The 13,484-nt window shown below is 68.2% G+C and carries 13 protein-coding genes; all 13 read right to left on the bottom strand.

The genetic code is table 11. The features are described 5' to 3' along the window. Nucleotides 1-163 precede the first annotated feature (163 nt). The 13 genes from tuf to FLP23_RS03880 all read right to left on the bottom strand — a co-directional run bounded on the left by tuf (nucleotide 164) and on the right by FLP23_RS03880 (nucleotide 13,461). A complete protein-coding gene (gene tuf, locus FLP23_RS03935; protein WP_149324665.1) occupies nucleotides 164-1,357 on the bottom strand; it encodes an elongation factor Tu in 1,194 nt (397 codons plus the stop codon). Between the two features lie 190 nt (nucleotides 1,358-1,547). Then, the gene (gene fusA, locus FLP23_RS03930) at nucleotides 1,548-3,662 is read right to left on the bottom strand and encodes an elongation factor G (protein ID WP_149324664.1); all 2,115 of its coding nucleotides are present in this window, start codon (nucleotides 3,660-3,662) and stop codon (nucleotides 1,548-1,550) included. Nucleotides 3,663-3,748: 86 nt separating this feature from the next. Next, nucleotides 3,749-4,219: a 30S ribosomal protein S7 gene (gene rpsG, locus FLP23_RS03925; RefSeq protein WP_149324663.1), complete on the bottom strand. Its 471-nt coding sequence runs from the start codon at nucleotides 4,217-4,219 to the stop codon at nucleotides 3,749-3,751. Nucleotides 4,220-4,224: 5 nt separating this feature from the next. Further along, nucleotides 4,225-4,593: a 30S ribosomal protein S12 gene (rpsL, locus tag FLP23_RS03920; protein ID WP_120761923.1), complete on the bottom strand. Its 369-nt coding sequence runs from the start codon at nucleotides 4,591-4,593 to the stop codon at nucleotides 4,225-4,227. Between the two features lie 329 nt (nucleotides 4,594-4,922). Beyond that, a complete protein-coding gene (locus FLP23_RS03915; protein ID WP_149324662.1) occupies nucleotides 4,923-5,252 on the bottom strand; it encodes a hypothetical protein in 330 nt (109 codons plus the stop codon). A 134-nt stretch (nucleotides 5,253-5,386) separates the two neighbouring features. Further along, nucleotides 5,387-6,811, bottom strand: a complete 1,425-nt coding sequence (locus FLP23_RS03910) for an O-antigen ligase family protein (RefSeq protein ID WP_149324661.1) — start codon at nucleotides 6,809-6,811, stop codon at nucleotides 5,387-5,389. Nucleotides 6,812-6,869: 58 nt separating this feature from the next. Then, a complete protein-coding gene (locus FLP23_RS12200; RefSeq protein WP_168200371.1) occupies nucleotides 6,870-7,613 on the bottom strand; it encodes a hypothetical protein in 744 nt (247 codons plus the stop codon). Between the two features lie 4 nt (nucleotides 7,614-7,617). Continuing rightward, nucleotides 7,618-8,439 carry a hypothetical protein gene (locus tag FLP23_RS03905; RefSeq protein ID WP_149324660.1) on the bottom strand — a complete coding sequence of 274 codons (822 nt, stop codon included), beginning with the start codon at nucleotides 8,437-8,439 and terminating at the stop codon, nucleotides 7,618-7,620. Then, on the bottom strand, nucleotides 8,436-9,476 hold the full coding sequence (pilM, locus tag FLP23_RS03900) for a type IV pilus assembly protein PilM (RefSeq protein ID WP_168200370.1): 1,041 nt from the start codon (nucleotides 9,474-9,476) through the stop codon (nucleotides 8,436-8,438). Before pilM ends, FLP23_RS03905 begins: the two co-directional genes overlap by 4 nt. 39 nt (nucleotides 9,477-9,515) lie before the next feature. After that, nucleotides 9,516-10,337 (bottom strand): prepilin peptidase, encoded by an 822-nt coding sequence (locus tag FLP23_RS03895; protein ID WP_149324658.1) that lies wholly within the window; start codon nucleotides 10,335-10,337, stop codon nucleotides 9,516-9,518. Between the two features lie 3 nt (nucleotides 10,338-10,340). Next, on the bottom strand, nucleotides 10,341-12,431 hold the full coding sequence (locus FLP23_RS03890; protein ID WP_149324657.1) for a hypothetical protein: 2,091 nt from the start codon (nucleotides 12,429-12,431) through the stop codon (nucleotides 10,341-10,343). After that, entirely contained in the window at nucleotides 12,428-13,033 is a 606-nt protein-coding gene (locus tag FLP23_RS03885; protein ID WP_149324656.1) for a PulJ/GspJ family protein, read from the bottom strand. The genes FLP23_RS03890 and FLP23_RS03885 overlap by 4 nt, the downstream gene beginning before the upstream one ends. Continuing rightward, the gene (locus FLP23_RS03880) at nucleotides 13,030-13,461 is read right to left on the bottom strand and encodes a type IV pilus modification PilV family protein (RefSeq protein ID WP_149324655.1); all 432 of its coding nucleotides are present in this window, start codon (nucleotides 13,459-13,461) and stop codon (nucleotides 13,030-13,032) included. Before FLP23_RS03880 ends, FLP23_RS03885 begins: the two co-directional genes overlap by 4 nt. Nucleotides 13,462-13,484 lie beyond the last annotated feature (23 nt).

The following is a 13,484-nucleotide window of genomic DNA, read 5'->3' as shown; positions in this document are numbered from 1 at the left end:
GGTGCGGTTTCGGCTCGATGGCGCGGTTTCGCGGGTGCCATCCGGCCGAAACCGCGCCATCAGCCACGCGGGCGCCGAGCGGGGGCGGCGCAACCGGGGCCGCGGGAACGACGAAGGGGCCGAATCCGTGAGGATCCGACCCCTTCGGGCTCAGCAACCGAAGTTACTTGAGGATCTTGGTGACCTTGCCGGCGCCCACGGTGCGGCCACCCTCACGGATGGCGAAGCCGAGGCCCTCCTCCATGGCGATCGGCTGGATGAGCTCGACCGTCATGTCGGTGGTGTCGCCGGGCATGACCATCTCGGTGCCCTCGGGCAGCGTGATGACGCCGGTGACGTCGGTGGTACGGAAGTAGAACTGCGGACGGTAGTTCGCGTAGAACGGGTTGTGACGCCCACCCTCGTCCTTGGAGAGGATGTACGCGGTGCCCTCGAAGTTGGTGTGAGGGGTGACCGAACCCGGCTTCACGACGACCTGACCGCGCTCGACGTCCTCGCGCTTGGTGCCGCGGAGGAGCAGACCACAGTTCTCGCCGGCCCAGGCCTCGTCGAGCTGCTTGTGGAACATCTCGATACCGGTGACCGTGGTCTTCTGCGTCGGGCGGATGCCGACGATCTCGACCTCGGAGTTGATGGCGAGGGTGCCACGCTCGGCGCGGCCGGTGACGACCGTGCCACGACCGGTGATGGTGAAGACGTCCTCGATGGGCATGAGGAACGGCTTGTCCTTGTCGCGCACCGGGTCGGGGATGTTCTCGTCCACGGCCTCCATGAGGTCGAGCACCGACTGCACCCACTTCTCGTCGCCCTCGAGAGCCTTGAGGCCCGAGACGCGCACGACGGGGGCGTTGTCGCCGTCGAAGTCCTGCGAGGAGAGCAGCTCGCGCACCTCGAGCTCGACGAGCTCCAGGATCTCCTCGTCGTCGACCATGTCGGACTTGTTGAGGGCCACCAGCAGGTAGGGCACGCCGACCTGCTTGGCGAGCAGCACGTGCTCACGGGTCTGAGCCATCGGGCCGTCGGTCGCCGCGACCACGAGGATCGCGCCGTCCATCTGAGCGGCACCGGTGATCATGTTCTTGATGTAGTCAGCGTGACCGGGGGCGTCGACGTGCGCGTAGTGGCGCTTCGGGGTCTCGTACTCGACGTGCGAGATGTTGATCGTGATACCGCGCTGACGCTCCTCGGGAGCCGAGTCGATCGAGGCGAAGTCGCGAACGACGTTGACCGACGACGGGTACTTGTCGGCGAGCACCTTCGAGATCGCCGCGGTGAGCGTGGTCTTGCCGTGGTCGACGTGACCGATCGTTCCGATGTTGACGTGCGGCTTGGTCCGCTCGAACTTGGCCTTAGCCACTTGGTGTCCTCCTCAGGACTCGGTTGCAGGCATCCGGATGGCTTTCCGGATGCTCTGACGTGTGGGTTGTACTTACTTTAGTTGTTTTGAGTTGTTGCGAGGGTCCGGGACCCGAGACGGGCCCCGGCGCTGGCGTCGCGGCGAAGGCCAGAAATGGCCTTCGCTTCTAGCTCCAGCGCGCGGGGTGCGATCAATCGCCCTTGCTCTTCTGGACGATCTCGTCGGCCACGGCCTTCGGGACCTCCGAGTAGCTGTCGAACGACATCGAGTAGACCGCGCGACCCGAGGTCTTCGAGCGCAGGTCGCCGACGTAGCCGAACATCTCCGACAGCGGCACGAGGGCACGCACGACCTTCACGCCAGTCGCGTCCTCCATCGCCTGGATCTGGCCGCGCCGCGAGTTGAGGTCGCCGATGACGTCGCCCATGTACTCCTCGGGCGTGCGCACCTCGACCGCCATGAGCGGCTCGAGCAGAACAGGGTTCGCCTTGCGCGCGGCCTCCTTGTAGGCCATCGACCCGGCGATCTTGAACGCCATCTCCGAGGAGTCGACGTCGTGCGCCGCACCGTCGACGAGCGTCGCCTTGACGCCGACCGTCGGGAAGCCGGCGAGCACGCCGACCTGCATCGCGTCCTGGATGCCCGCGTCGACCGAGGGGATGTACTCGCGCGGCACGCGACCGCCGGTGACGGCGTTCACGAACTCGTACGAGGTCTCCGGGGTCACCTCGAGCGGCTCGAGCGTGATCTGCACCTTGGCGAACTGGCCGGATCCACCGGTCTGCTTCTTGTGGGTGTAGTCGTACTTCTCGACCGTCTTGCGGATGGTCTCGCGGTACGCCACCTGCGGCTTGCCGACGTTGGCCTCCACGTTGAACTCGCGCTTCATGCGGTCCACGAGGATGTCGAGGTGCAGCTCGCCCATGCCCTTGATGACCGTCTGACCGGTCTCCTGGTTCTGCTCGGTGCGGAACGTCGGGTCCTCTTCGGCGAGCTTCTGGATCGCGGTGCCCAGCTTCTCCTGGTCGGCCTTGGTCTTGGGCTCGATCGCGACCTCGATGACGGGCTCCGGGAAGGTCATCGACTCGAGGATGATCGGGTGGGCCGCGTCGCTCAGGGTGTCACCGGTGGTGGTGTCCTTGAGGCCGATGACGGCGTAGATGTGGCCGGCGGTCACCGAGGGGACCGGGATCTCCTTGTTGGCGTGCATCTGGAAGATCTTCCCGATGCGCTCCTTCTTGCCCTTGGTGGAGTTGATCACCGCGGCGCCCGACTCGAGCGCACCCGAGTAGACGCGGATGTAGGTGAGGCGACCGAAGAAGGGGTGCACGGCGATCTTCGACACGAGGGCCGCGAAGGGCTCCTTGGCGTCGGCGTGACGCTCGAGCACGAGCTCCGGGTCCTTGACGTCGTGGCCCTGCACCGGCGGCACGTCGAGCGGGCTCGGCAGGAAGTCGATGACGGCGTCGAGCATCGGCTGCACGCCGCGGTTCTTGAACGCCGAACCGCACAGCACGGGGTAGACCTCGGAGGCGATGGTGAGCTTGCGGATCGCGCCCTTGATCTCGGCCACGGTCAGCTCCTCGCCACCGAAGTACTTCTCCAGCAGCGCGTCGTCGGTCTCGGCGACGGTCTCGAGCAGAGCCGCGCGGTACTCCTCGGCCTTGTCCTTGAGGTCGGCCGGGATCTCCTGGATCTCGTACTTGGCACCCATGGTCACGTCGCCCTTGGCGTCGCCCGGCCACACCAGCGCGCGCATCTCGACGAGGTCGACGACGCCCACGAAGTCCGACTCGGATCCGATGGGCAGCTGGATGACGAGCGGCTTGGCGCCCAGGCGGCTGACGATGGTGTCGACCGTGAAGTAGAAGTCGGCGCCGAGCTTGTCCATCTTGTTGACGAAGCAGATGCGCGGCACGTTGTACTTGTCGGCCTGGCGCCACACGGTCTCGGACTGGGGCTCGACGCCCTCCTTGCCGTCGAACACGGCGACCGCGCCGTCGAGGATGCGCAGCGAGCGCTCCACCTCGACCGTGAAGTCCACGTGTCCGGGGGTGTCGATGATGTTGATCTGGTTCTTGTTCCAGAAGCAGGTGACGGCGGCGGAGGTGATGGTGATGCCGCGCTCCTTCTCCTGCTCCATCCAGTCGGTCGTCGAGGCGCCGTCGTGGGTCTCGCCGATCTTGTGGTTCACGCCCGTGTAGAAGAGGATGCGCTCGGTCGTCGTCGTCTTGCCGGCATCGATGTGCGCCATGATGCCGATGTTGCGGACCTTCGTGAGGTCGGTGAGCACGTCTTGTGCCACGGGGTGTTCCTTCTTTCGGGAAATTCGATCCGGGGCCCCGGATGCGAGGGCCGCGAGAGGCTATCGCATCCGGGGAACCGACGGGTTTACCAGCGGTAGTGCGCGAACGCCTTGTTCGACTCGGCCATCTTGTGGGTGTCTTCGCGGCGCTTGACCGCGGCACCGAGGCCGTTCGAGGCGTCGAGGATCTCGTTCTGCAGACGCTCGGTCATCGTCTTCTCGCGACGCGACTTCGAGTAGCTCACGAGCCAGCGCAGCGCGAGGGTGTTCGCGCGGTGCGGCTTGACCTCGACCGGCACCTGGTAGGTCGAGCCGCCGACGCGGCGGCTCTTGACCTCGAGGGTGGGGCGCACGTTGTCGAGAGCCTTCTTGAGCACGACGACCGCATCCTGGCCCGACTTGGTGGCGACGCCGTCGAGCGCGCCGTAGACGATGCGCTGGGCGAGATCCTTCTTGCCGTCGAGGAGGATCTTGTTGACGAGCTGGCTGACGATCTGGGCGCCGTAGATCGGGTCGCTGACGACCGGACGCTTCGGGGCGGGTCCCTTGCGAGGCATGTTCCTTAACCCTTCTTCGCGCCGTAGCGGCTACGGGCCTGCTTGCGGTTCTTGACGGCCTGGGTGTCGAGGGCGCCGCGAACGATCTTGTAACGCACGCCGGGGAGGTCCTTCACTCGCCCGCCGCGCACGAGCACCATCGAGTGCTCCTGCAGGTTGTGGCCCTCGCCGGGGATGTAGGCGGTGACCTCGGTGCCGTTGGAGAGCTTCACGCGGGCCACCTTGCGGAGGGCCGAGTTCGGCTTCTTCGGGGTGGTGGTGTACACACGGGTGCACACGCCGCGCTGCTGCGGGTTCGCCTTGAGGGCGGGCGCCTTGGTCTTGGTGACCTTCGGCGAGCGGCCCTTGCGGACCAACTGCTGAATAGTGGGCAAAACTGCTCCTTGTTCACGCTGCACGGTGACAGCTGATGGTGGATCCATCGGGATCCGTCACCCGCCGAGGAACCTCGACGGGACTGCTGACGGACATGCCGTGGGGGTCAGCTCCGGCGGATGCCGAGGCCTGGCCCTGCGATGCGCTCGCCCCGTTTCCCGCTCCGGACGCACGCCGAGGGCGACATCACGAGGGCAGGGGAAACGTGCGCGAATGCACACACGCGGTCAAGCATACCCGGGTGCGTAATTTGCCGCAATGTAGGGCCCCTCCCGCTGGTCGGGTAGCCGCCGAAGGCGGCGTATCGAGACCCCCGTGCCCGGACCCCTCAGTCCATCGCGCGCTTGACGAGCGCCGACACATCCCGGTCGATGCTGTCGATGCGTTTCTCCAGCGCGGTGAACCGCGTACCGACCGCTTCGAATTTCGCATCCACAGCCTCGAATCGCGCGTCGACCGCCTCGAACCTCGCGTTCATCTCGCCGTGCAACCCCCGCACCTCGCCCTGCAGCGCGTCGATGCGCCCGCCCAACTCACCTCGCAGCCCATGGATCGCCGAGGTCGTGCTGCGGTTGGTGAGGGTCACGATGATCGTCGTGCCGCCGAGCATCACTGTGGTGAGCGCGGCGATGTACAGCCAGTTGCCGGGGTCCGTCAATTCGCTCACCCTCCCATTGTGTGCCGTCGGATGCGATCCTGCCAGGGCCTGCTGCCACCCCCTCGCACGGAGACGGCACGTGGTGGAGAGGCGTGCAACCTCCGGCATCGGGAGGAGTCGATGCGGCTCCGAGATCACCCCGCCGGGCAGACGACCTCGCTGAGCGGAATCGGGCGCAGCGACTCGGCGGGCAGCGGGTCGAGCATGAACCCGGCGACTGCCGCCGCGATGAGCACTCCCACGAGCACCAGGTTGACGAGGAGCCTGGTGCGCGTGGTCGCCCGCATCGCGAGCACCGGAGCTGCGGCGATCCCGCCCGCGAGTCCGGCTACAGCGAGCAACGCCGGGTATGCCCAGTCGAAGTCGAACGCGGCGTGCCCGAGTGCCACGACGAGGGCCAGCAGTGCGCCCCAGCGCGCCGGGTCGGCCAGCAGCTCTGCCCCGCTGGGCAGCCACGAGATCCGGCGCGGAATGGCGACACCATCCGCCGGGCGACGGAACGAACGGATCACCAGCACCACGGCACCCAGCAGCGCGGCGAGCAGCGGCAGGGCGCCGAGCGCTCCGGTCTCGGCCCACGCCAGCAGGTACTCGTTGTGCGGGTGCGAGGAATAGGCGCCACCGGACCGCCCCAGGCACTGCAACCGCGGCCCGAAGGCCTGCAGCCCGACGCCGATCAGCGGCGAGCTCGCGCCGAGCCGCAACGCGTCGAGCCAGAAAACCAGACGGGCGCTGACCGAGCTCTCGGCGGACTCGCCGTTGGTGAGTCGGTCGACCTGAGCGCCGCCGCCGTCGCCGCCGTCCGAACCGCCCGGGAAGAAGACGGAACTCGCGAAAAAGAGGGCCGACAGCGCGATCCCGGCGGGAAGCAGTGCCACCCGGATGAGCCCGCGCCAGCCGCGGGCGGCGAGGGCGATGGCAGCCGCGACGACGATCACCGCCGCCAGCAACGACACCGCCGCGCGGGAACCCGACCAGATGGCTCCTGCGCCGGCGAGGAACGTGACGACGAAGCCGAGCAACGCGAACACCCGTCCACCGGCGACGGCCAGCACGGCGGCCATCGCGATGCCGATCACCATGTAGATGCCGAACTGGTTGTGCCAGTAGAAGTTGCCGCGCATGAGGAACGAGGCGTCCCCCTGCCCCCACCAGATCCACCAACCGGTGAGGTATCCGTCGGCGACGAGGATGGCAAGGCCCGCGCCCGCGGCCAAGCGGCGCGCAGGAGTGCGCGCCCAGGCGGCGACGGAGAGGACGAGGAAAGCGGCGTAGGCGAAACGCGACGCCCGCGCCATGCCTTCGCCATACCCGTGGCTCAGCCCGACGATCACGATCGTCGCCGGAAGCGCCGCGGCGACGGCGTGCGTCCACCACGGAAGTCGCCAGCCGCGTGCCACAAGGTACAGCGGCACGACGGACGCGAGTCCGATGAGCACCCACGGACCGGCGAGACCGGCATCCATTCGCGCGGTGAGGATCGCGCCGACGAGGGCACCGAGCGCTGCGAGGACGTCGATCGTGCGCGCCGCCCGGGCGCGCCCATTCTGCTCTGTCATGATGTGTCGAACACCGGCGGCCGCGTCGGGAGGGGCGCGGCCGCCGGTGGTCTGCTACCTAGCGCGCTGCCGCGCTAGGAGTCGGTGCGGGCGGCGTCGGTGTGGACGACGGGTCGGGCGTCTGCTCGGCGCCTTCCTCCGTGCCCGCCGCGGCCTCGTCGCCCGCGGCAGTGTCGCCCTCGGCGCCATCACCGGCTGCCTCCTCGTCTCCGGGTGACACGATCGGACCGACCGTCGGGTCGTAGACCACGAAGATGTAGCCGTCGATCGATCCGCTGAGACTCGTGCCCAGGTCGATTCCCACGCGGTTCAGCAACTGGAGCCGGCCGTCGGTCTGCAGCAGTTCGAGGAAGGCATTCATCTGGTCGGCGTTGCCGCCGACCTCGAGGTGGATCGGGATGAGGTAGAGACTCTTCTTCAGCCCCTCGCTGAAGGAGGCGGGCGCCCCGTCGGCGACCGCGACGAGCTGCGGCTCTCCCGCGTTCGCGACGGTCAGCGAGACCGCCGCGGCCGTCGAGGCCACGGCCACCCAGTCGAAGTAGTCCTCGAGCTCCGCGACCGTGGGCACATTGGTGCGCAGTTCGTCGAGCTCGTCCAGGAGGTCGTCCTTTTGATCGTCGAGCTTCTTCATCCCGGCGAGGGTGATCTTGAGCTGTTCGTTGTTGGCTTCGACGTCGGCTCGCTGGGAGTCGGCGCTCGCCGCCTGGGCGAAGAGCGGCGATGCTCCGACGAGCCAGCCGAGGCCGATGATCGCGACGGCGAGGACGCCGCCGATGACGAGCCAGATGCGGCCACCGTTCATGGTCTCAACCCTCCGATCCGTCGGTTGCCGCCGAGTCGTCCTCGGCGGCGTCGGTCGTCTCTCCGGCGGCGGCGTCGCTCGCGTCGTCCGAGTCCTCGGCCTCGTCGGTGAAGCGGCCCGACTCGGCGCCCGTGGTGAGCACGAGCCCCAGTTGGGTGGTGACCCGGCCGTCCGTGCCGACCGCGACCTTCGCGACCGTCGCGGCCGCGAAGCCGTCGAGGTCGGAGAGGCTGCGCGAGAACGCCGTCGCATCCTGGATGGTGAGGGTGCTGAGGCTGAGCGACAAGGTGGCGATCTGCGGCTCGTCCGAGGAACCGACGGTGGGCATCTGCTCCCAGGGGGCGACGTTGGCAGCGTCGATCGTGAGGATGTAGGCGCCGGCGGGAAGCTTGGCGAGCAGCTTGCGCACGAGCGACGCCCAGTCGATCTCCGTCGACGTGGCGCCCTTCTGGAGCTCCTTGATCTGCTCGACGAGGCCGTTGATCTTCACGGCGTCCGCATACTGCGCCTGCTGCCCGATGAGGTCGGTCGTGTCGTCGTTGGCCGCGTTCAGGGCATCCTGAGCCTGCGTGTTGCGCAAGGTGCCGACGGCCACGAGCGCCGCCGCGACGATCACACCGAGGATGACGAGCAGGACCCCGGTCCGCACCCGAGAACGCGCCAGCGAGCGGTCGCGGATCGTCGACGGCAGCAGCTGAACGGTCGGCTCGCCGCTCAAGTTGAGCTTCACGGCCGACGCCGAGGGCTTGCGGCCGAGCGCGAGCCCCCTGGACTTCTGCTCCTGCGGGGTCTCCGCCACCTCGGGCGGGGTCAGCGTGGCGGTCATGCGTGCCTCCCCAGAGCCAGACCGAACGCGGTCGTGTAGCCGTTGAGCTGCTCGTGCGTGTAGCCCGGTGCATCCTTGGGACGCGGCAGGGCGTAGGAGTTCAGCGGGTCGGCGATGCCCACCGGGAGGCGGGTCACGTCGGCGAGGGCGTTCGCGAGCCCGCCCAGCAGCGCGCCCCGCCCTGTGAACAGCACCCGCTCGATGGGCTCGCTGGGTCGCGCGTTGGCGTAGTAGCTGAGCGTGTTGCGGATGTTGCCGAGCAGCTCGCCCGCGACCTCGTAGATGATCTCGATGATCGGGCGCTCATCGGGCGAGACCGAGTTCATGCCGAGTCCGATCGCGCGCTTCGCGTGCTCGGCCTGGTCGGGATTCCACCCGAGGCGGCTCACCATGGTGCGAGTGATGTCATCGCCGCCGTTCGGAATGATGCGCACGAACTTCGGCACCCCGTCGACCACGACCACCACGTTGGTGGTCGCGGCGCCGATGGCGACGATCGCCTCACGCCCACGCGCGCTCCGCCGCGGCGCGAGGGCCCGGCACAGCGCGAAGGGGATGAGGTCGACATGCACGGGGCGCAGTCCGGCGGAGACGACGGCCTGCACGTTGGCGTTGATCGCCTCCTTGACCCCGGCGACCAGGAGCCCGGAGACCTGAGGGCCGTTCTCGCCCTCCTCCGTGGAGATCGGGTAGAAGTCGAGGATCACATCGTTGATCGGCACGGGCAGCATGTCCTGCGCCTGGAACGGCAACGATTCGCGGATGAGCGCCATGGGCGCGAGCGGCACCGCGAAGTCACGGGCGAAGACCCGCTGGCCGCCCATGCCGAGCACGACGTCCTTGGACTTGAAGCCCGCCGTCGTCCACAGCCGCTTCAGCGCGGTGGCGACCGTGCCCACCTCGACGACTTCTCCCTTGCGAACGGCCGTCTCGGGCAGCGGGACTTCGCCCATCCGCACGATCGTCGGCTTGGCCGAGGTCGAGGCTTGCACCTCCACCCCGCGGATCGAGTTGGCGCCGATATCGACGCCGACCACGCTCTTACCCATTTCTGTTCTCCCCCCGATGGACAGTGACTATGCGGTGAGGCCGAAGAGCCCCAAGTACCCCGCGAGCAATGCCTCGCCCGCGAAGACGCCGATCCAGGCGCCGGCCAGCATCCACGGCCCGAAGGCCACGCGCGCTGACCGGCCCTTGCCGGCGACGATGAGGGCGACCCCGAAGAGGCCGCCGAGAATGAACCCCGCGACGATGCCGACGCCGAGCGCCGACCAACCGAGCCAGCCGAGGAACAGGCCGAGCACGCCCGCGAGCTTGACGTCACCGCCCCCGATCGCGTTCGGGCGGATGAGCGCGGGAATCGCGTAGACGCCGCCCATGATGAGCAGGCCGAGTCCGGCGGTCGCGAGCTGCGCCCAGGCGCTGGTGAGCACGGCGGCGGCGACCAGCAGTACTCCGCCCACGAGGTACGCGGGCAGCACGATGGCGTTCGGCAGACGGAGCGTCTCGAGGTCGATGGCCGCAAGGCTGATGCTGATCGCCGCCAGGTAGAGGAACGCGGCAAGCACGAGCCCGGAGGCGACGATCGCGGCCGCACCGCCCGCGGCGAACACCTCCGGCACGAAGCGCACCGCGACGACCGCGAAGGCGACCGCGGTCGCCAGCTCGATGAGCGGGTACCGCACCGAGATCCTGGCCGAGCAGTCGCGGCAGCGCCCGCGCAACGCGAGCCAGGAGATCAGCGGGATGTTGTCGTACCAGCGGATCGCATGACCGCACGCCCCGCACGCGCTCGCGGGGCTCACGAGGGAGCGCCCGCGCGGCACGCGGTAGATGACGACGTTCAGGAACGATCCGATGATCGATCCGAACGCGCCGAGGACGAGGGTCGCCGCCATGGTTCAGCCCGTGACGTTCCGCTGGGAGACGATGGGGCGATCCCACTCGCTCGCGGTCACCGAGGTCTCTTCACCTGTGTTGAGGTCGTACCCGGGGAGTCCGACGGGTGCGTAGGTGATGACCGCGCCGCCCGCGATCTGCGTCTCGCCCGCGAAGATCTGCCCCTTCAGCTGGGTGCTCGATCCGATCGTGATCTTGCACGGCGAGTACAGCAGGGTTCGGAGCTTCGGGAAGCTCGCCCCACCGTCGATCTTCATCGAGGTGCCCGTCGCACAGTCCGGAGATCCGTTGGCGATGGTGTCGGGGTTGATGAGCCACAGCTGACTCTCCGTGCCGGCACCCGTGAATCGCGAACTACCGGAGAGGTTGAACTTCTTGGCGATGATCACGAGATCGTTCTTGAGGGTGAATCCGTTGCGCGAGAGGTCGTCGCCCCACGAGAACGGTCCGGTGTACTCCGTGCTGCTCCCGGTGAGCTCGATGCCGTTCGTGCAGTTGCGAGCGTCGATCACTCCGGGGGCCGTGCCGATCGTGTTCAGTGCGTTGTAGATGTGGAACGGGGTGCAACTCGTACTGCCCAGCGCAACCACGGTGTGACCCGGCCATCCGGTCGAGGTGAAGTGATCGGCCTTGCTGCCGAAGTCGATCCAGTTCGGCACGACGATCGCGGCGGGCTTGAGGGGCGATGCCGCGAGGGTCGGCGCGGCGACACTGGGCGCCGTCGATGCGGAGACGGTGATGTTGCCCCACGACCATCCGGTCGTCTTGGGCTTGCACGGGTTGGTGTCATTGATGCTGCCGACCGTCGTCGCGCCGACGCTGCCGTTTCCCGTGAAGCAGCCGACACCCGAGATCGCGCCGCCCCCGAAAGTGCCGCCTTCGATGCGCACACCCGTCGCCTTCACGGGCGCGCTCATGGTCGCTCCTCCACCGAGGACCGTCGCCGTTCCTCCCGCCGTCACGCCACCGTTGATCGTGCCACCGGACATCGTCACCCCGCCGACCGCGGTCACCCCGCCGGTCACCGTTCCGTTCGACACCGTCACCGTTCCGCCCGACTTGATCCCGGAGGCCACGTTGATCTTGACCGAGACGTCGCCTGTCGCGACCACCGCCGACTGCAGGTTGCCATTGGTCGCGGTCACCGTTCCGTTGGCGGTGAGGATGCCGCGGATCGTGCCGCCGCTCTGGGTCACGTTGCCCGCGCGCGCCCAGGCTGCTCCGATGGAGCCCTGCGAGATGGTGATCGAGGTGGCGCTCACCGTGCCGCCCACGTACACGCCGCCACCCGTCGACGAGAACGCGCCGTCCGACCACACGTTCCCGGCGACCGAGCCGTTCGACATGCTCACGACCGAGCCCGTCACGCTGCCGCCGATCGCGGCACCGCCATCGACGTTGACAGGGCCGTTGACCCACACGTTACCGGCGAGGTTGCAGCCGCCGACCGCGTTGAACGTGCCGGACTTGACCACCACGTTCGCCGCTCCCTGGAACCCGCCGTCGCAGGTGACCGTGCCCGTGCGAAGCATGACGTCGACGTTGGTGCCGTCGAGCGAGACGAGCTTTCCACCCGCACCCGCACCGCTCGCGCTGTAGGCGAAGATCGCGGGTCCGCTTGCGTCGAGGGTGATCGAGGAGGAGAAGCTGCCGAGAATCGCCTCGACATTCGCCTCATCCCCCGAGGTGTCGCCGTTCACGCCGCCGTTCTCCGCGTCTCCCATCGAGACGATGCGGGCATCCTCCGAGATGGTGGGGCAGCCCGTGGTCCAGCCGCCCGTGCCGTCGGGCTTGAAGATCTGCACCCGGTAGAAGGGGTCGGTGTTCTCGTAGAGTCCGGGCGTGGGCTGCGTCGCGCAGGTGCCGTTCAGCAGCCCGGCGCGGGCCGCGGCGATACCCGCCTCGGCGGCCGCTTGCGACTGCACGCTCGCCTTGACGCTCGACGAGAAGGTGTACGAGTACAGCACCGTGCTCGCGACGACGAGCGAGAGCAGCACGCCGGCGAACATGAAGATGATGACGGTGGGCAGCGCGACGCCGCGGTCGTCTTCGCGGACGGCGCGGATCGTTCGGGTGAAGCGCGCGATGCTCATGAGCAGGGCTCCGATCCAGGTGCATAGGTGGGGTGGGGTGCGAGGTGGGTGGCGAAGTCGATCGTGGCCGAGTCGGTGTCGTCGCCGAAGGTCGAGAACTGGGTGGTGACCTTCGTGTCGTCGCTCGCGTCCAGAGTAAAGACCGTGTTCGCGGCGCCGCGGGGTTCGATGTTGGTGAGCAGGAGGGTCCAGGTCTCGAGCGCGGCGGCGTCCGGGACGACGGGCGGGAGCCCGGTGGTGAAGCTCTTGGTGCGCAGTTCGCCGTCGCCGGTGGGCGAGTAGTACCAGGCCTGCCACTTGTAGCTGATGGCGGCCTGCGCACCCGCGGTGCAGACCACGAGGAGTTGCCCGCCATCCGTGCCCGTGGCGATCGGACGCAGTTCGACGCCATTGCGCACCCCGTCGTCGATCGAGCGGGCCACGAGCTGCGCGCCGTTGGTGGAGCCGGAGAGCGCGACGACCGTCTGCTCGACGCGGAGGGTGCCGATGTACATGCTGCCGACCGCGAGCAGGATCATCGTCGTGATGAGCATGACCACGAGCATCTCGGCCATCGTGACGCCGCGATCCTCACGGAGCGTCATCGCACGCGATGTCGTCATGGCGTCACCGCCTGGGTGACGAGCACGAGGGTGGTCGCCGAGGCGAGCCGCGCGTTGGTGTCGGTGCGAGTGACGACCGTGGTGACGTTCAGCGTGTCAGCGCTTCCGGGTGCCGGGCAGACGCCGACGACCGTCGTGACGGCCTGCAGCGGCACGCCGCGCTTGTCGGTGGTCTCGAAGGTGCCGTTGACAGCAGCGGTCACATCGGCACAATCCGGACTCGCGGCCTGCGCCACCCGGATGCGGTCGTTCGCGAGCTGCGTGGCGGCGGCGATGGTGGTGTTCTCGACAGCCTGCTTGAGGCCGGTGATGAGGAGGGGAAGGAGCGAGAGGGCGATGATCGCGAGCAGGAACATGGCAACCATGACCTCGATGAGGCCCATGCCCTCGTCATTGAGTGCGGCGAGCCTGCGCCGAATCGCGTCCATGAGCCTCGACCTCCCCTCTGGCC

This window comes from Protaetiibacter larvae (assembly GCF_008365275.1).
In the GTDB taxonomy this organism is placed as follows: Bacteria; Actinomycetota; Actinomycetes; order Actinomycetales; family Microbacteriaceae; genus Homoserinibacter; species Homoserinibacter larvae.
This window is presented reverse-complemented; position numbering and strand designations above follow the sequence as displayed.